We start from the raw sequence: 18,113 nt of genomic DNA, 5'->3' as shown, positions 1-18,113 counted from the left end.
CAGATCGGCGCGGGGGCGGGAGGTCGGCGCGGGGGCGGGAGGTCGGCGTGGGGACGGGAGGTCGGCGCGGGGGCGAGAGGTCGGCGCGGGGCGGGGCAAGGGGGGTGGCGGGAGGTCGGACGGGTGGCGGGCTTCCGGGGGCTTCCGACGGGTGGCGGGCTTCGGACGGGTGGTCGCTGCCGGGTGGTGCGGCGGCCGCCCATCCGAAGCGTCGGAGCGCAGGATCAGGTGCCGGCCAGCGGGAGGGAGGCGGCGACCACCTGGCCCAGCGCCACCGCCCGCTCCAGCGCCTGGCGCAGCAGGTCCTCGCGGGGCTGGCGGCCGACCATGCCGGCCGGGACGGCGTACATGGTCACCTCGGAGAGCTGGCTGGCCGCCATCCGCCAGGCGTCGGTGACCTGGAGCGGCTGGTGCGCCTGCCACCAGCCGGTGCTGCCGCCGGCCGCGGCGGGCTGAAGGATCGCGTGCAGCTTGCCCATGGCGACCAGGACCGACCAGCCGGGCAGTTGGTCCGGGGTCTCGTCGAGGTCGGCGACCGGCTGGAAGCCCGCGTCCTGGAGCAGGTCGAGGAACTCGTCCTCGCCGGAGGTGCTGCCGGGGCGGCCGACCGGGCCGGTGGGCTCGACCACGAGGGAGGCGTGGCCGACCTTGCCGTGCAGCACGAGGCCGCAGGTGATGCCGAGGATGGCGGCCTGGCCGGGGGCGGTCGGCTGGGCCGGGGGCCCGGCGGGGGTGGTGGGTGCGGGGATGGTGAAGTTCGGGGCGGGGACGGCGAGGTCCGGGGCCGCGGGCTGGGACTGGTTGATGCTGCGGACGGCGCCGACCAGTTGCTCCTCGGCCACCGGTACCACCTGGGACGGGATGCAGCGGGCGTGGGCGAAGGCCAGGACGGCGGTCTCGTCGCCGACGAACAGCACGGTGCTGGTGGCCTCCGCGTGGGTGTCGCCGGGGGTGCGGCAGGAGGTGCATTCGTAGCTGTCGGGGGCGCGGTCGCCGCCGAGCAGGCGGTCGGCCTCGTCGTCGCCGATCTCGGACCGGACCTCGTCGCTGACGTCGAGCATGCGCGGCACGGGGGTCTCCTCGGATGGGTGCGGATGGGGTCATGGGGGCGGACTCGGGGAGGTCGCCATGCCCAACGGGCCCTTGTGTCAGGCGTCACGGGTGCCCGGTGAGGGTGACGGGAATTGCCCCGGATCCGACCGCGCCGCGTGTTCTCGTGGTCGCAATCTGTCGATGTCGGTGACACGACTGCCGGAATGAAACGGTGAGGTGGGTCACGCCGCCTCGATGTTTGATCTAGGAATCGATGGCTAAAACGGACAATTCGGGCAGGAATCCACGGGCCTTACCGCCGGTAACCCTTCGCTGACCTGGGCAGACCGGTGGTGTTTTGGTTTCCCCACCGACCGGCTCGTAGCTTCATTGGCGGCGCAACGAGCGCCACCCGGGCTCACCCCCGATGCACCGCCCCCCGGCTCCGGCCAGGCGTGGCAGGTGCCCGCCGACGCGATCGCTCGAACGGATCGTGCCGGCGAGCGGCTGGGTGGCCGGGGCGGCAGCGGCACGTCCGACACGTGCACGGCCGTCCGACGGACGCGGCAAGCGATCTCGGCCCTCCCCAGGGTCTGGTTCCGCATGCCCGCCCGGGGCTGTCGAGAGGAACCTCATGACCTTCCGTAACGAGAACGCCGCTGCCACCACCACCGCCGCCACCAAGCGCAACCGCGTTCGGATGGCCGTCGTGGCGGGCGCCGCTGTCGCGGCCCTGCCGGTGGCCGGCCTCGTCACGGCCACCTCGGCCTCCGCCGCCCCCGTCTCCACCTGGGACGCCGTCGCCCAGTGCGAGAGCGGCGGCAACTGGGCCATCAGCACCGGCAACGGTTTCTACGGCGGTCTGCAGTTCACCTCCAGCACCTGGGCCGCCTACGGCGGTACCGCCTACGCCGCGCAGGCCAACCAGGCCACCAAGGCGCAGCAGATCGCCGTCGCCGAGAAGGTCCTCGCCTCGCAGGGCCCGGGCGCCTGGCCGGTCTGCTCCGTCAAGGCGGGCCTGACCAAGGGCGGCGCCCCGGCCGCCGTCGACACCTCGGCCGGCTCCACCGCGGCCAAGCCGGCGCAGACCCCCGCGCCGAAGGCCGCGGCCGCCCCCAAGGCCGCCGCCCCGAAGGCTGACGCCGCGCCGAAGACCGCTGCGCCGAAGACCGCTGCGCCGAAGGCTGACGCCGCGCCGAAGTCCGACGCGTCGTCGAAGAAGGACGCCGCCAAGTCCTGGAACGGCGCCAAGTCCTGGACCGGCTCCAACGACGCCAAGCCGGCCAAGGGCAACTACACCGTCAAGTCCGGTGACACCCTGAGCTCCATCGCCGCCGCGCAGGGCCTGGACTGGCACGACCTGTACAAGAACAACGCCAAGGTCATCGGTGGCAACCCCGACCTGATCCTGCCGGGTCAGACCCTGAGCATCTGAGCCTCTGGCCTCTGAGCCTCTGAGTTCGTGGGCTGCTGAGCTGCTGAGCTGCTGGGCTCCTGAGCTGCTGAGTTCGTGAGCTTCGCCGGGTTTGCAGGGTTTGCTGCGTTTTGCTGGGCTTCGATGAGCTGACCGCTCGTCGGGTCGTCGTCGCCCGGTTGCCACGGCCGTTCCTCCGCCACGCGGGGGAGCGGCCGTCGGCGTTTCCGGCGTGTCGGTGCGGGGTGGCGCCCGGGGTCCCTAGGGTCGGCTGCCGTGCCGCATTCGTGTGATGAACGGACAGTCCGGGCCGTGCTTCGGGTGGCCGCCGCCGTGGCGGTGGTGATGGCCGTGGTCTCGGGCGGCGTACGGGCCGGCGCGGCGGCGCGGGTCGCGGACATGATCTGGGACGAGCTCGCCGACTGCGAGAGCGGTGGCGACTGGCGGGCCGACACCGGCAACGGCTACTACGGCGGTCTGCAGATCCGGCCGGCCACCTGGGCGGAGTCCGGCGGCCTGCGCTTCGCCGACCGGCCCGACCACACGGGCCGGCGGGAACAGACCACGGTCGGGGAGGAGATCCTGCGGCAGCAGGGGTGGGAGGCGTGGCCTTCCTGCGCGCGGGAGCTGGGGATGATCGGCCCCGGCGCGGCGTAACTGGGGCTTCCGGGCGCTCGAGGGGGCCGACGGCTGACCGGTGGTGGGGGCGGTGCGGGAGGATGGTGGGGTGATCCAGGGTGAGCTGTTCGACGACCTGCCCGGGGAGCGCCGCGGTGGGCCCGCCGGTCGGGCGCGGTCCGCGGGCCGGGTACCGACCGCCGGCCGGGAAGGGTCCGACGGCCGGGAAGGGTCCGACGCCCAGGTGCGGTCCGAAGCCCGGGTGCGGTCCGAGCCCGCTCCCGGGGTCGTCCTGCTGCCCGACTGGCTGGACCGGGCCGCGCAGTTGCGGCTGGTCGACGCCTGCCGGGAGTGGGCCCGCCCACCGGCCGGGCTGCACAGCGTGCGGATGCCCACCGGCGGCGTGATGTCGGTGCGGATGGTGAGCCTGGGCTGGCACTGGTACCCCTACGGCTACGCGCGGACCGCCGAGGACGGCACGCCCGTCAAGCCGTTCCCGCCCCTGCTCGGGGAGCTCGCCCGGCGGGCGGTGGCGGAGGCGTACGGGGAGCGGGTCGGGGAGGTCGCGGGTGCGGCGGCGTACGAACCGGACATCGCGATCGTCAACCACTACCCGCACGGCGCCAAGATGGGCCTGCACCAGGACCGGGACGAGCGGGTGGACGCGCCGGTCGTCTCGCTCTCGCTGGGCGACGCCTGCGTCTTCCGGCTCGGGAACACCGAGACCAGGAACCGGCCGTGGACCGACCTGGAGCTGCGCAGCGGGGACCTGCTGGTGTTCGGCGGGCCGGCCCGGTTCGCGTACCACGGGGTGGTGCGGACGCTGCCGGGGGATTCGGGTGCGGACGGCTCGGGGTTGGGGCTGGTCGGGCGGCTCAACATCACGGTGCGGCAGTCGGGGCTGGGGCGTGGCCGCCGGTGATCCGCTTCTGCGCTCCTGATTCGTTTACTCGTCACTCGTCACTCGTCACTCGTCACTCGTCACTCGTTACTCGTCACTCGTTATTCGTTTACTCGTTCGAGTGAATTGGGCGCTCGGGGTCGGTGAGCGGGAATGTCCTGGGTCGCCGGAGAATTGTCGCCGGAGCATTCGAGTGAGCTGGATGACTCGAATCGGCATCGACCGGCAACACGAGAGAGAGCGCGCGCATGGGTACCCCCGTCGACGACCTCGTCGATCTGCTCGACCTGGAGCAGATCGAACTGAACATCTTCCGCGGGCGCAGCCCCGAGGAGGCACTGCAACGCACGTTCGGCGGCCAAGTCGCCGGGCAGGCGCTGGTCGCGGCAGGGCGCACGATCGACGACGCGCGCCCCGTTCACTCGCTGCACGCGTACTTCCTGCGGCCCGGGGTGCCCGGCGTGCCGATCGTCTACCAGGTCGACCGGATCCGTGACGGCCGCTCCTTCAGCACCCGCCGGGTGCTCGCCATCCAGGGCGGCCGGTCGATCTTCTCGCTCACCGCCGACTTCCACAGACCGGAGGAGGGCAGCATCGAGCACCAGTACCCGATGCCGGACGTCCCGGCGCCCGAGGAACTGCCCAGCGCCCTGGACGAGGTCGGCTCCCGGCTCGGCGAGCTGCCCCCGTTCATCAGCCGCCGCCAGCCCTTCGACATCCGCTACGTCGAGCGGCTGCGCTGGAACAAGGAGGATCTGGTCGGCGTCGAGGCGCGCAGCGGCGTGTGGCTGCGCACCAACGGCCCGCTGCCGGACGACCCGCTGATACACGTCTGCGCCCTCACCTACGCCAGCGACATGACGCTGCTGGACGCCGTCCGCGCCCCCGTGGAGCCGCTCTGGGGCACCCGGCACTTCGACATGGCCTCGCTGGACCACGCGATGTGGTTCCACCGGCCGTTCCGGACCGACGACTGGCTGCTCTACCAGCAGGAGTCCCCGATCGCCCACGGCGCGCGCGGCCTGGCCCGCGGGCAGCTGTACGACCGGCACGGGCAGCTGGTGGTGTCGGTTGTGCAGGAAGGGCTGTTCCGGCGGCTGAAGGACTGACGTCCGCCTTCTGTTGCCGCGGCATTGCCGTGCCTTGCGGTCTTCTTACGGGTGCGGCGGCGTGCCGGGTGCGGGGAATGCTCCGTACTGGCGCGCGGTGTTGTGCAGGATGACCGATACGGGCGGCCCGAACGACGGGCCGTCCGCGGACCGGACCGGGAGGGTTGACCGATGACGGCGACGGCCGCGGAGGACTGGAAGTACTGGAGCGACGGGCGAGCGGCGTCGGTGAGCGCGCCGCACGGCCAGCTCGCACTCACCGGCACGCACTGGCTGGAGCCCGAGCCGGCCGAGGTCCCGGGCTTGCCCGGGCGCTGGTGGGCCGACGCCGAGGGCGTCCGGGTCCGGGCCGCGGCGGCCGACGGCATCACCGTCGAGGGCGCGGACGGGCCGGTCGACGGCGAGGTGCTGCTGCGCCCGGACACCGATCCGGCCGCCGACACCGCCAGGCTGGGCGACCTGCTGCTCGTCCCGATCGAGCGGGAGGGCGAACTCGGCCTGCGGGTCTTCGACCCGTCCTCGCCCAGCCGGACCGGCTTCGTCGGCATCTCCGCCTACCCCTACTCGCCTGAGTGGGCCGTGCCCGCCGTCTACACCCCCTTCGAGGAGGAGGGGCAGTCGGTGGTCGTCCCGAACGCCGACGGCAAGGACCGGCCGCTGGCCGTCACCGGGCGGATCGAGTTCACGGTCGCCGGCGAGCACCGCACCCTGACCGTCGGCCGCTCCGGCCCGCACCTCACCGGCGTCATCGCCGACGCCACCAGCGGCGTCGACACCTACCGCTTCCGCTTCATCACCCTGCCGGCGCCCGACGCGGAGGGCCGGACCGTCCTGGACCTCAACCGGGCCTACCTGCCGCCCTGCGCCTTCGCGGACCACTTCATCTGCCCGTTCCCGCCGCCGGGCAACCGGCTGGACTTCGCGGTGGAGGCGGGGGAGAAGCAGGTGCTCAGCCGGTAGGCCTGGGGCGGGGGTGGTCGGTCGAGTGGGCGTGCGGGCGGCGGTGCGGGTGGCGGTTCGGGCGGCCGTGCGGGTGGGGCGGGCCCCGGTGCGGGCGGGGCGGGCCCCGGTGTCGGGCGCGGCGGAGGGCGGGACAACCATGGACCGTTGTGACGACCAACCAACCCCCTGATGCCCCGACCGACGCCCCCACCGAGTCCGCCCCCGGCCCCGCTCCCGCCGTCTCCGTCCCCGCTCCCGCCGCCCCCGGCGCCGCTTCCGCCGTCTCCGCTTCCTCCTCCCCGGCGCCCGCCCCCTGGTACCGGCGGGCCTTCGCCGACCTCAGCCCGCTGCGCGAGCACCCCGACTACCGGCGGGTCTGGACCGGCCAGGCAGTCTCCTCCATAGGCCAGCAGATGACCTCCGTGGCCGTCTCCGTCCAGGTCTACGACCTGACCGGCTCCGCCTTCGCGACCGGCCTGGTGGGTCTCTTCTCGCTCGTCCCGTTGGTCGCCTTCGGTCTGTACGGCGGCGCGATCGCCGACACCGTCGACCGGCGCAAGCTCGGTCTGACCGGCTCGGCGGGCCTGGCCGCCGTCTCCGCCCTGCTCGCCGTGCAGGCCTTCGCCGGGCTCGGCCTGGTGGCCGTCCTCTACGCCGCCGTCGCCGTCCAGGCGAGCTTCTTCGCGCTCAGCTCGCCCGCCCGCTCCGCGATGGTCCCCCGGCTGGTCCCCGCCCACCAGCTCCCGGCGGCGAACGCCCTGAGCACCGTCAGCATGAACCTCGGCCTCACCGTCGGCCCGATGCTCGGCGGCGTCCTGATCGGCGCCTTCGGCGCCCAGGCCGCCTACCTCGTCGACACCGTCGCCTTCACCGGCACCCTCTACGCCATGTGGCGCCTGCCCGCCATGCGGCCACAGGGCCCACGCAAGGGCCGCGCCTCGGTCCTCGACGGCCTGCGCTTCCTGCGCGAGCAGCCCAACCTGCGCACCAGCTTCCTCGCCGACCTGGCCGCGATGATCTTCGGCATGCCGCGCGCCCTCTTCCCGGCGATCGCCGCCACCTTCTACGCCGGCGACGCCCGCACCGTCGGCCTCCTCGTCTCCGCCCCGGCCGTCGGCGCCCTGATCGGCGCGCTCTTCTCCGGTTGGGTCAACCGGGTCCACCGCCAGGGCGCCGCGATCCTCGCCGCCGTCTCCGCCTGGGGCCTCGCCATCGCCGCCTTCGGCGCCCTCCACAACCTCTGGCTCGGCCTCCTCTTCCTCGCCGTGGCCGGCTGCGCGGACACCGTCAGCATGATCTTCCGCAGCACGATGATGCAGGTCGCCGCCCCCGACGAGATGCGCGGCCGCCTCCAGGGCATCTTCATCGTCGTCGTGGCCGGCGGCCCCCGCCTCGGCGACTTCGAGTCCGGCACCGTCGCCGCCCTCAGCAACCCCGCCACCTCCGTCATCACCGGCGGCCTCGCCTGCGTCGCCTGCGTCCTCCTCCTCGCCGCCCGCCGCCCCGCCTTCCTCGCCTACGACGCCCGCCACCCCACCCCCTGACCCACCCACCCGCCCCACCCCCGAAACCTGGCAGCGAGCACCCCCCGACGTGCTGTATTGTTTTCCACGTCGCCGGGACACCGGAGACAAGGTCGAGAAGCCAAACCGGCAAGGCCCCCCAGGCCCCACCGCAAGGCACCGAGACCACGGGACGTGGCGCAGCTTGGTAGCGCACTTGACTGGGGGTCAAGGGGTCGCAGGTTCAAATCCTGTCGTCCCGACTGTGAAGTCGGTTGTGGGAGCCGGTACTTGGGAAACCGAGTGCCGGCTCTTTCTGTTTTGACGTCAGCTGGTGGTCGCATGGTGGTCGCCGGGCCACATCGGCCATGGTGTCGGGGGTACTTCTGTTCGTGCCTGCTGGTAGGCGGGCAGTTGCCGGTGGGGGCGTGGGTGCTGGCGCCAGGGGTGCTGGGCGCGGCAGACGGGGTGTCCGAGGACGGCGCGGTCGGCGTTGTCGAGGATCCATGCGACGGCGTCGACGGCTGCGCGGGCGGCGAGGAACGTCAGGTCCGTGTAGATGTTCGCGCTGGTGGACAGGGTGCGGTGGCGCAGGGTCTTGGAGATGACGGGTAGCGGGACGCCGGCCGCTGTGGCGAAGCTGGCGGTGAGGTGGCGCAGGTCGTGGAGGGCGATGCGGGGGACACCTGCCTTGTCGCAGAGCAGGTGGAAGCGGTCGAGGACATTCTTGGGGTGCAGGGGGCGGCCGTGGCGGTGGAAGACGTAGCCGCCGACGGGGGTGATCTCGCCAAAGGCCCGTGAACCGGCCCGGTCTTTCAAGGTGTCGACGATGCGGTCGGACAGGGCGACCCACGCCTTGCTGCCCTTGGTCTTGGGGGCGGTGAGCAGGAGCTGGTTGTTGTCGATCACGGACAGGGTGGACCGTACGAAGAGGACGCGGTCCGTGAGGTGAACGTCGTCCCAGTGCAGGGCGAGGGCTTCGCCTTTGCGGATGCCCGTGCCGATCATGAGTTCGGCGAGGTCGGCGTAGAGGGGGTCGGTGACGTGGGTGAAGCGCAGGAAGCGGGCGGTCTGCTCCTCGGTCCACAGGCGCCTTGGGGCGGAGGCTGGGCGGGCGAGGAGCGGGGGTTTGGCGGGGTTGCGGGCCAGCAGGCCGTCGTAAACCGCGCTGGACAGGGCGCTGGAGAGGGTGGCCATGATCCGATAGACGGTGACCTTGCCGCGGCCCTTGCGGAGTTGGGCGGTGACGAACGCGCTGAGGTGCTGGCGAGTGAGGTCGATCAGGGGGATCGCGCCGAGCGCGGGGATGAGGTCCTGCTCGACGTAGGTGCGGTAGCGGGCCATGGTGGTGGGCTTGAGGCGCAACTCCTTCTCGTCGAGCCAGCCGCGCAGGTATTCGGCGGTTCGCTGCCTGGGATCGGTGACGATGCACAGGGCCAGGCCCTCGTTGAAGCGCCGCAGCGCGGTGCGGGCGTCGAGTTCGTCGGAGAAGCCGGCGCGGCGTATGGTGCGGCGGTGGCCGTCGATGGGCGGGGTGTCGACGGCGAAGACCCAGGAGCCGTGGCGCGGGTCGGTGGCGAGGTGGGGGCAGGTGGTGCCGAGCTGGCGGCGGTGGTCGTCGCGGCAGCCGCAGCGCCGGTAGACGCGGCCTCGGTCGTTTCCCGGGTTGGGTGAGCAGCGCATGGTGATCGCCTCGGAAGGTCGAACGCGGAGGATTTCGTTCTTCCAGTCTGCGCCCGTGAGGCGACCACCGTGCGACCACCAGGCTCCGAAAATCACGACTGACCTGCGGTTCTCCCTTGGCCAGCGGAAAGGGAGAACCGCAGGTCGCCCGGCTCGGCCGCGTATCCCGTCTTCGAATGCGGTCGGTCAGACGAGGCGGTCGCGGTTCTCGGCGGCGGCCGCGCGGACGAACTGGGCGAAGCGTGCACGGCTGCGCCGCTGGTGTTCCTCGGCCTGCTCGTCGTCCCAGTCCTCCGCGTCGCCGAGGTCTTCGTCAGTGTCGAGTTCGTCGTACTCGCTGTGGAGGAGCCAGCAGCCGTGGATGCCGGTGAGGAGGTCTTCGAGGAGGTCGCGGGCGGGACGCTTCGGGTCGAGCGGGGTGAGGCGCACGGCGATGTCCTCGAGGGCGGGATCGTCTTCGCCGGTGTACTCGGCGACGGTCTCCTCAAGCTCGTCGAGTTGCTCGCGGAACGCGTCGGGGTCGGGCAGGAGGCCGTCGGCGACGTGCATGGCGTGGCGGACGAGGCCGGTGACGGCGTCGCGCGGGGTGGCGCCGTCGTCGATGAGTCCGAGGACGAGGGTGGGTGTCTCGTGGGGGAGGGCCTCGATGTTGTCGGCCTCCTGGACGACGTGAACGGGGTCATGGCCGGAGGCTTCGGCGGTGACTTCGGCCGCCGCGGCGAGCCAGTGGGCCGCGGCGACGGCGGCCGCGGTGGGGTCGATGGCGGAGAAGAGCTCCGCCGACCCGAAGGGGTTCTCCTGGAGGAGGTGGTCGGCGGCGGCGACCTGGAGGGGGGAGGCGTCTTCGCGGCTGAGGAGGACGGCCTGCTGGGCGCGGCCGGTCAGGTCGCCGAGTTCGGCGTTCTCCACGGCGGCGAGCTCGGTGGCGGCCTCGGCGACCACAGCCTTCGTGAGTTCGGGGTCGTCGAGGTCGTGGAGGGCACGTCCGACGCGGTTGGCGGACTCCAGGAGGCGGCTGTAGGAGACGACCATCGAGCCGCCGCTGGGAAGGTTCGGCTTGGCGATCGCGTCCGCGACGTCGCTGAAGTGCTTGCGTTCCTCCTCGCGGCGCCAGCCTTCGGTGTTGGGCTCCAGGGAGTCGGCGGCGCTGGCGGGGTGGGTGTAGCTGTGCCAGGCGGCGTCGGAAAGTTGGCTGAGGGCGCGGGCCAGGCCCAGGAGCGCGGAGCCCCCGGCCCCTGCGGGAAGGGTGGCGATGCGGGTGGCGAGGTCGCCTTCACCGCATCCCCACGTGGCGATCAGCTCATGCCGGTCGGGGTCGATGCTGTAGCGGGTCAAGGGGCTCTGCCTCCGGGTCTCGCTGGGGCCGCCGTGAGCGGTGTGCTGCCAAGTCTGCTGCATCGTCAGCACGGTGGAGACCGCATGGTCCGGGCGGAGCGGCGGATGCGAGTACTCCCGCCACGTCTCACGCCCGGGGCTGAGGTCGCGGTGCGTGCGTTTCCCGTGCGAATGCCGTCCGATTCGGTGTGCTGGACAGTTCTGGACGATGAGCTGCAGTTGGTGGTGGAGGCTGACCGGTTCCTGCGGGAGCTGGTTTTGGGACGCGATCGAGCGGTGAACACCTCGTGCTCGTACGCGTTCGCGATCGCGTTGTGCCGATGGTGGTGTCGCGATTCCGAGCGTGATTGGCGGGTTGCCGCCCGGGATATCGGTCTGTTCATGCTCTGGCGCGTAGCGTCGTGCCTTGGCCCGGGTTACGAACGGCCCGGAGCAACACCCGAATCCGGAGCAACACCCGAATTGAGGAGCGGAACGCCGTGGGTGATGGGGAGACGACTGCCGAACAGCGGCTGGAGCGGTTGCAGGGTCTGCTGTCAGGGACGCGAGGTGACTCGCGGCTGGCACGGAACCTGGCGCGCGTGCCGAAGGCGAACGTGATGTTCGGGGCGCTGCTGCATGCTGCGGACCGGTTGCGGCAGGGCGAGCAGCTGACCGATCTGGAGGAGAGGCTGCTGGGCCCGCTGCGGGGCACGCTGCCGGAGGAGGAGGTCAAGGAATGGGGCCGCGTTTACCGCGAGTCGGTGACCGCCCGCGGGACCCTGACGGGGGTGCCCGAGGTCATCACGAGCCGTCCAGTCTCTGAGGGGTACGGCTTCGCCGACCTGATCGAGGACCTGCCGGCGGTGACAGAGGAGTGGATGGCACAGTCGAACTGGTCGACGGTCGACCAGCAGGCGTTGGCCGCGGGAAAGGACTTCGACAGCCCGGAGTTCGTCGAGGGCATGCGCGAGTGGGGGTGGAGCGTCACTGTGCCTGCCTGGCTGGCCGCGCCTGGGGACGGCAGCAGGAGCCAGGAGCCGCCGCGGGAGGCCGAGCCCGGGGCGGTGCACAGCTTCAAGCTGGAGTACGAGAACTTCCACGTGCTCCGCACGGTGGGTGACGGGTGGCCGGGTACCCGGGACGAGATCCGCTGGCTCTCAGGCGGTCAAAGCGACCTGGGGGTGCATGCCAGGCCCTTCGTGTCGCAGGAGTTCGGCGGCGGCTCAGCACAAGAGGGGAAGACGCCGGTGTTCGGTCCCCACCGGGTGGCCTTCGAGGGGGCGGCGGACCGTGGGGTGATCCTGAACGTCGCGTGCTGGGAGTGGGACACCGGCGACGGCAGCGTCGACAGCGTCGGGGAAGCCCTAATCAAGCTGAACGGCGACCCTTTGTTCAGCACCGCGTGGTCGGTCCTCGGCTCGCTGGCGCCCACCTTCATCGGGATCCTGATGGACCTCACGTCCGTCGCGATCACCCTTGTCAATTTGATCGCGAAGAACGACCTATCGTGCTCCCGAACGATCTTCCTCGACCAGCACGCCCTGACTGCCCTCTCCCATAGCGGGTACGCGCAATGGCACTTCAACGGAGACGGTTACCACGACCTGAAGGTCAGGTTCCATGGCGGCACCATTGCCTTCCCCGTCGGCACCCTGGAGTACGTCGTCCGCAACGGCACCTCGTGGAGCGCGCCCACCCCGCTGCCCTTCGAAAGCATCAGTGCGCCGGCCCTGGCCTCGTACAACGGCAAGCTCTATGCCCTGTTTGTGCGCAGTGACCTGGCAGTGATGTGGACCCGTTTGGAAGGACAGACCTGGAAGACTCCCGAGCGGGTCGGTGGCCAGGACGGCAGCACCTTTTCCCCCGCCGTGACTGCGGCCCACGGCAAACTCTTCTACGCCGTCACAGGTTTCGGCGGCAAGCTGTGGTGGCGGACCTATACCGAGACAGGGGGATGGAGCCCCGTCTCGCTGATGGGCAGCGACTCGGCTTACGCTCCTGCCCTGGCCCGTTCCCCGTTCGACCAGGTGTTCCTGATCACCGTTGGTTCCGAAGGCAAGGTGCGGACCTGGATCTACGGCGGCAACTCCTGGTCTCTGGAGGGGTTTGACGACTTCGTAAGCACGTGGACCCTGGACAACAGCGTCGCGTTGGGCACCCTGGGGGAACGCTTCTGGAGGATCGCCAACGGACTGAACAACAGGGTCTATACCAGCCTCTGGCAATTCCTCTACCCGCCGTATTGGCGCGACGTGGAGGCCCATCCGACCTGGCAGACCGAGCACGCCCCGGCGCTCGCCACCCAGGGCAACCTCATGTGGATCTTCATGCGTGGCACCGACGGTCTTCTCTATGCGTCGGCCACCGACAACAGCAGCTGGACTACCGGCCAGGTCATCGGCGGAGCGAAGCCGATGGACTCACCCGCCGCGGTCTCGCACGACGGCGAGCTGTACGTGATGTACCGCCGCTGACCGCGGATTCAATCGTCCAGCCCGGCGTCGTCGTCTTCTACGGTGGACCGGATCGCGCAGCGGCCTGAGTGCCGGCAGCCACATGAGCCAGGACTTCTCGGTGCAGATCGAGCTGCCTGTGGGATCAGTCCAGCGCGCTGATTGCAATGTCGTAGTCGGCCGCCTGGGTGACGGTGAGGAGATGGACGATCCTGAGCAGGATCGTGCCGTGCCCATGGATGGTCGTACTCGGCGCCGCGGGACGGCTTCCGGCGGCGGCCTGGGCCCGGATGGTGGGGTGGACCGTACGCGCAAGGTCGCTTGCCGATCAACAGTGACTTACCGCACTGATCACCGTTTCACAGGGCATGGTCACTCGTCGAGCAGTCACCGCCCTCGCGGTCGTCGCAGCAGCCCTGGGAAGTGGATTCGCGTCGGCGACTCCCGCGACAGCAGGCGGAATCATCGTCCTCGCATCCCCCTCGTCCGACAACGCGTGTGCCAACCAGGGTCACGCAGCCCACCACGGAGGGACGACGAACGGGACCGGAACCGCGGGAGGGCTCCTCGCCGCAGTGCCGACCAGTGCGCCACTCAACCACTGCGGGGGCGCCGATGCCCCAACAGGCAATCTAATCCTCCTTGACAGGACCAATATCGGCCCGACGGGGTGACGGCCCGACGGCGCAATCCCCCGCGGGCTGTGGTTACGAGAGGTTCTCGTGGACGAAGCCAGATCGCTTCTTCGACACGTCCCCTTGCGGGTCGTCATGTGATTTTCGCTGGCGCGGAATCGGCGCGCCGCCGCCAGGGGCAGGTCTGCCATGTATTCAGCCATCTTCGCGGAATCTGGCGTTCCTCTGTGCTCGGACTGAGGAGCGCGCGGGCCAGGACGGCAGTGCGTCCGGCTGGCATGCCCGCACTCGGGGCCTGCTATCGGATCAAGCCAACCCGAACCACTGTTTCATTGTGTGCACGTCACGTCACTCATAGTGTCGGTTGTCGTCCGGTGCGTAGCACAGGCGCCCGGGCATTTGCCGTGTCTTGAGGAGGCAGCATGTCTACGAACGACGGCTTCGAGCCCGTGGGTCCGAGCGCGTACGTCGCGGAGGAGAACCGGGCCGGCGCCAAGAACGTTTCCGGATCCGCCACCGACTACGCGAACGCGGCGCGGGGCCTGCTCGCGGTCCCCCAGAACCCCGCCGTCGCGGCCAAGGACGGCAAGAGCGCCGTCTGGAACTTCTTCTCCTTCGACTTCCTGGAGGACCCGGAGAATATCCCGCCCATGGTGTCGGCTCCGGTCTGGCGCCAGGGCACGCTGCTCCGGCAGGCGGGGCTGTACCAGGCCATCTCGCAGCCTCCGGCTGGTCAGATCTACCAGGTGCGCGGTTTCGACCTCACCAACATGACCATCGTCACCGGCAGCACCGGGCTGGTGGTGATCGACCCGCTCGGCTCGTCCGAGACCGCGCAGGCCGCGCTGCAGCTGTACCGCTTCGCCACCGAGGACCAGCGGCCGGTGTCGGCCGTGGTCTACACCCAGAGTGGGGTGGATCACTTCGGCGGCGTCCGGGGCCTGTTCGGCGCAAAGGTGCCCGCGAACCTGCCCGTCTACGCACCCGACAGGCTGCTCGCCGACGCGCTGCTGAACCAGGTCACCAACGGCGCGCAGAGCGCGAAGCTCCTGGACTACGCCTACGGCACGCGACTCGACACGAGCCCGTCCGGTCTGGTCGAATCCGACCTCGGCCTGACCATCTCCGTCGGGTCCTCGACGTTCGTGGCGCCCACCCACACCGTCGGCGGCCTGCTGCCCGCCGCGACCTCGCAGGCCGACTGGCCCGCCTCGACCCAGATCGCCTGGCACGAGGGCCTGTACGTCGTCGAGGTGGACGGCGTGCAGCTGGTCCTCCAGCCCCTCGGCGGCCACGCCGCCTCGCCGGAGATGAACGTCTACCTGCCCGCGTTCAACACCGTCTACCTGGCCGGCCCCGGCCCGCTGGGCGGCGTGAACAAGGCCCGCGCCGGCTTCCTGGACGCGACGATCGGCGCCTTCGGCTCCACGGCCCGGATCGGCATGTCCGCCTACGGCTGGCCGGTGTGGACGACGCTCGGGGAGGACATGACGACGCCGGGCGACGAGGTGTCCACCTGGCTGGCCGCCCACCGGGCGGCCGCCACGACCGCGGACCCGGGCGCGCTGGCGAGCGTGGTCAACAGCTCCGGCTACGCGGGCACCCCCACCCGCACCCTCCGCGAGCTGTGGGCCAAACTGGCCGGCGCCAACCTGGGGGCCCCGGACCTCGCCGTCACCGCGAAGGCGGCCCTGATCGCCCAGGGCGGCGCGGCCAAGCTCATCGCCGCCGCCCAGAACGCCTACGACAAGGCCACCCCCGACTACGCGCAGGTCGTGGTCCTCCTCGACCCGGTGATCTCGGCCTCCTCCATCCCCCTGGCCGTCCCCGCCAACACCGAGAAGCAGGCCCGCACCCTTCAGTCCCAGGCCCTCACCCAGCTCGCCTACCTCTCCACCGACGGCCGCCTGCGCAACGCCTGCCTGACCGCGGCCCACGACGTCCTCCACCCCGGCTCCATCGCCACCCGCTTCCCCCAGACCATCACCGACCTCGCGGCCGCCGCCAACCCGCTCTCCTGAGCACCACGGTGTGGCCGCCCGGCTCCCCGGGCGGCCACACCGATGCCAGCCGGGGGTGCGGGCCCGGCCCCTCGCTGTGAACGCCCCGGCTCGCGGACCGGTCGATCCGGCCGCGCGCGACAACCAGCTCCCCCCCCGCGACCGACCACTCACCGCGAGGCCGCGGCGCCACGCTCTCCCGGTCACCCCCTACGCAGCTCGGCCCTGTCGCCCTCGCTGTGGAGCTGCAGCCGTCAGTCCTCAGCTCCCTTCTGGGTATCAGCCCCAACTGTGTCTGGAAGTGGACCCGGCGCGTCGGCCGCGACCGGAATACCTACCTCGCCGACCGCACCCGTGCGCCGACCAAGTACCCCGGCGTCGCTACAGACGCGAAAGGCGGAGCCAGGCGCCGCGGTTCGCGCACCAGTGGACGCGGGCCGCGTCTCCAGACCGCGCGCCGGCCGCCCGCGTGCCCAAGGAGTCCCTGCGATCGTCGCCCATGCTGCGGCTCCCGGCTGCGGGTTCAGGGCGCGCGGTGGACGGCTGCCGGCGTGGACTCCGCCTCGACACATTGCGGTCGTTTTGCCCGCATTCATGCTAACCAGTAGTCATGTCACATCCCGGGACGCTCATCCTGATCATGGTCATCGCGGTGCTCGCCCCGCTCCTCGCCTATGCGGCCGCCCGCCGGCTGACCGTGCCAGTGGCGATCTTCGAGATCGGCCTCGGCATCGTGATCGGCCCCGACGCCCTGGGCTGGGCCCACCCCGACGCACTCATCGACACCCTGTCCAACCTGGGGCTGTCGATGCTGATCTTCCTGTCCGGTTACGAAATCGAGTTCGCCGCGGTACGCGGGGACACGCTGCGCCGGGCCGTCGGCGCGTGGCTGCTCACGCTCGCGCTCGCCCTGGGGATCGCGCTCGCCCTGGGGATCGCGTTCGCCCTGACCGGCGCCCAGGCCACCAAGAGCTTCGTCATCGGCACGGCGCTCACCAGCACCGCGCTGGGCGCCGTCCTGCCGATCCTGCGCGACTCGGCCGTGCTGCACAGCCGGTTCGGCACCGTGGTGATGGCCTTCGGAGCCGTCGGTGAATTCGGCCCGATCATCGCGATGGCGCTGCTGCTCAGCGGGCGCGCGCCGGGCGCGGCCACCGCCGTCCTCGCCGCCTTCGCCGCGGTCACCGCCGGCGCCCTCTACTGGGCGATGTGCCCACGCCCGCCGTGGTTCGCCCGCATCGTCGCCACCACCCTGCACACCAGCGGACAGTTCGCGGTCCGCCTGGTCATGCTGCTGCTCGCCGCTGGGGGTCAAGGGGTCGCAGGTTCAAATCCTGTCGTCCCGACCAGCGTTTACGCAGGTCGGAAGCCACTTCTATCAAAACGATAGGAGTGGCTTTTTGCTTTGGTGGTCGCAATGTGGTCGTGAACGCTCGTTCACATTGCCTCGCTGAGCGCGTTTCCGCAGGCCTGGCCCCTCCGGCCTGGTCGTGACGGGGCATTTGTTCATTCATCTGGGAACCCGCGTGCCGTCGATCGCGGGCTGGTCGCCTCTTCGGTGAGGAAACGGGCCAGGATTCGCGGGAAATAGGCATGCCGACAGAACCTGCGGCGTCATCTGTTTCGACGGGCCGCACGTTTATCGGGTGTCAGCTATGAGCCGGGAATCCCGGTTGCTTGTCGGCCCTGGTGGCCGGAGCGGCCGGGTGCCGAGCCGCCTGCAGCGGTGGGGCCGTCAGGCCGCGTGGCTGAACAGCGGGTTCGGCAAGCCGACGTCGTAGGCGGGGGCGTCCGGGCCGGACTGGGTGCGGGCCTCGACGAGGTGGAGTCTTGCCTCGATGGTGTTCACGGCGGCCCTGGCGACGTCCCAGGTCAGGTGGCTGTAGATGTTCGCGGTGGTCGAGAGTGTGGAGTGCCGCAGGGTCTTGGAGATGACGGCCATGGAGACGTTGCCCTCCAGGGCGAGGGTGGCGGCGAGGTGGCGCAGGTCGTGGATGGTGACGTGGGGCAGCGCGGCCTGTTCGCGTAGCTCGTGGAAGCGCCGGCGGACAGCGGCCGGGTGGAGGGGCTGGCCGTCGGGGCCCTGGAAGACGTGGCCGTTGATAGTGGCGGTGCTCCGGTCCATGGCGCGCTGAAGGGCGGCGGCGACGCGCTCGGACAGGGGCACCCAGTTGCGGCTCTTCCTGGTTTTCGGCGCGGTCAGGACGAGTTCGTGGTTGTCGACCGCGGACAGGGTGTGGCGGATGTACATGACGCGGTCGTCGAGCCGGACACACGGGCGCTGGAGACCGAGCGCCTCGCCCTTGCGCAGCCCGGTGCCGATGATGACCTCGAAGAGGTCGGCGAAGGCGGGGTCGACGCCTCGGCAGTGGGAGAGGAAGGCGACGGCCTGCTCCGCGCTCCAGGGCACGCGCTCGTCGGGGCGGGGTCGGCGCATGGGCAGGGGCTGGGCGGCGTTGAACGGCAGGCGGTGGGTGCGCACGGCCGTGCCCAGGGCGCTGGAGAGG

General features: G+C 71.0%; 12 protein-coding genes, 1 tRNA gene and 1 pseudogene. 10 read left to right on the top strand and 4 right to left on the bottom strand.

Annotation, left to right across the window (positions count from 1 at the left end; genetic code table 11):
- Positions 1 to 224 precede the first annotated feature (224 nt).
- Positions 225 to 1,061, bottom strand: coding sequence for a hypothetical protein (locus ACZ47G_RS36880; RefSeq protein WP_465750472.1), 837 nt, complete (start codon positions 1,059 to 1,061; stop codon positions 225 to 227).
- A 605-nt stretch (positions 1,062 to 1,666) separates the two neighbouring features.
- On the opposite strand from ACZ47G_RS36880, the gene ACZ47G_RS36875 reads away from it, so the two are divergent.
- From ACZ47G_RS36875 to ACZ47G_RS36845, 7 genes are all read left to right on the top strand, one after another.
- Positions 1,667 to 2,467 (top strand): transglycosylase family protein, encoded by an 801-nt coding sequence (locus ACZ47G_RS36875; RefSeq protein ID WP_465750417.1) that lies wholly within the window; start codon positions 1,667 to 1,669, stop codon positions 2,465 to 2,467.
- Positions 2,468 to 2,758: 291 nt separating this feature from the next.
- Positions 2,759 to 3,103 (top strand): transglycosylase family protein, encoded by a 345-nt coding sequence (locus ACZ47G_RS36870; RefSeq protein WP_465750415.1) that lies wholly within the window; start codon positions 2,759 to 2,761, stop codon positions 3,101 to 3,103.
- Between the two features lie 223 nt (positions 3,104 to 3,326).
- Positions 3,327 to 3,986, top strand: a complete 660-nt coding sequence (locus ACZ47G_RS36865; protein WP_465750413.1) for an alpha-ketoglutarate-dependent dioxygenase AlkB family protein — start codon at positions 3,327 to 3,329, stop codon at positions 3,984 to 3,986.
- Positions 3,987 to 4,213: 227 nt separating this feature from the next.
- Entirely contained in the window at positions 4,214 to 5,074 is an 861-nt protein-coding gene (locus tag ACZ47G_RS36860; RefSeq protein ID WP_465750411.1) for an acyl-CoA thioesterase, read from the top strand.
- A 171-nt stretch (positions 5,075 to 5,245) separates the two neighbouring features.
- Positions 5,246 to 6,034, top strand: coding sequence for a DUF1684 domain-containing protein (locus ACZ47G_RS36855; protein ID WP_465750409.1), 789 nt, complete (start codon positions 5,246 to 5,248; stop codon positions 6,032 to 6,034).
- 149 nt (positions 6,035 to 6,183) lie between these two features.
- Positions 6,184 to 7,560, top strand: a complete 1,377-nt coding sequence (locus tag ACZ47G_RS36850; protein ID WP_465750407.1) for an MFS transporter — start codon at positions 6,184 to 6,186, stop codon at positions 7,558 to 7,560.
- A gap of 147 nt (positions 7,561 to 7,707) precedes the next feature.
- Positions 7,708 to 7,781, top strand: a tRNA-Pro gene (locus ACZ47G_RS36845).
- Positions 7,782 to 7,845: 64 nt separating this feature from the next.
- Here ACZ47G_RS36845 and ACZ47G_RS36840 read toward each other — a convergent pair.
- Both ACZ47G_RS36840 and ACZ47G_RS36835 read right to left on the bottom strand, forming a co-directional pair.
- A complete protein-coding gene (locus ACZ47G_RS36840; protein ID WP_465750405.1) occupies positions 7,846 to 9,201 on the bottom strand; it encodes a tyrosine-type recombinase/integrase in 1,356 nt (451 codons plus the stop codon).
- Between the two features lie 186 nt (positions 9,202 to 9,387).
- Entirely contained in the window at positions 9,388 to 10,536 is a 1,149-nt protein-coding gene (locus ACZ47G_RS36835; RefSeq protein WP_465750403.1) for a hypothetical protein, read from the bottom strand.
- Positions 10,537 to 11,015: 479 nt separating this feature from the next.
- On the opposite strand from ACZ47G_RS36835, the gene ACZ47G_RS36830 reads away from it, so the two are divergent.
- The 3 genes and pseudogenes from ACZ47G_RS36830 to ACZ47G_RS36820 all read left to right on the top strand — a co-directional run.
- A complete protein-coding gene (locus ACZ47G_RS36830) occupies positions 11,016 to 12,992 on the top strand; it encodes a PLL family lectin (protein WP_465750401.1) in 1,977 nt (658 codons plus the stop codon).
- Positions 12,993 to 14,028: 1,036 nt separating this feature from the next.
- Positions 14,029 to 15,627 (top strand): MBL fold metallo-hydrolase, encoded by a 1,599-nt coding sequence (locus ACZ47G_RS36825; RefSeq protein WP_465750399.1) that lies wholly within the window; start codon positions 14,029 to 14,031, stop codon positions 15,625 to 15,627.
- A 589-nt stretch (positions 15,628 to 16,216) separates the two neighbouring features.
- Positions 16,217 to 16,909: pseudogene (locus ACZ47G_RS36820) on the top strand (cation:proton antiporter domain-containing protein); the annotation flags it as partial.
- A 432-nt stretch (positions 16,910 to 17,341) separates the two neighbouring features.
- On the opposite strand, the gene ACZ47G_RS36815 reads toward ACZ47G_RS36820, so the two are convergent.
- Positions 17,342 to 18,088, bottom strand: coding sequence for a tyrosine-type recombinase/integrase (locus tag ACZ47G_RS36815; protein ID WP_465750397.1), 747 nt, complete (start codon positions 18,086 to 18,088; stop codon positions 17,342 to 17,344).
- Between the last annotated feature and the right edge of the window lie 25 nt (positions 18,089 to 18,113).

The organism is Kitasatospora sp. NPDC030952 (assembly GCF_055571335.1).
Note: the sequence above shows the minus strand (reverse complement) of the source record. Positions and strands in the feature narration are given on the sequence as shown.

Excerpts from the sequence above, each read along its gene's own strand:
- ACZ47G_RS36880 (WP_465750472.1), bottom strand. The coding sequence starts at position 1,061 with ATGCTCGACGTCAGCGACGAGGTCCGGTCCGAGATCGGCGACGACGAG.
- ACZ47G_RS36875 (WP_465750417.1), top strand. The coding sequence starts at position 1,667 with ATGACCTTCCGTAACGAGAACGCCGCTGCCACCACCACCGCCGCCACC.
- ACZ47G_RS36860 (WP_465750411.1), top strand. The coding sequence starts at position 4,214 with ATGGGTACCCCCGTCGACGACCTCGTCGATCTGCTCGACCTGGAGCAG.
- ACZ47G_RS36855 (WP_465750409.1), top strand. The coding sequence starts at position 5,246 with ATGACGGCGACGGCCGCGGAGGACTGGAAGTACTGGAGCGACGGGCGA.
- ACZ47G_RS36840 (WP_465750405.1), bottom strand. The coding sequence starts at position 9,201 with ATGCGCTGCTCACCCAACCCGGGAAACGACCGAGGCCGCGTCTACCGG.
- ACZ47G_RS36825 (WP_465750399.1), top strand. The coding sequence starts at position 14,029 with ATGTCTACGAACGACGGCTTCGAGCCCGTGGGTCCGAGCGCGTACGTC.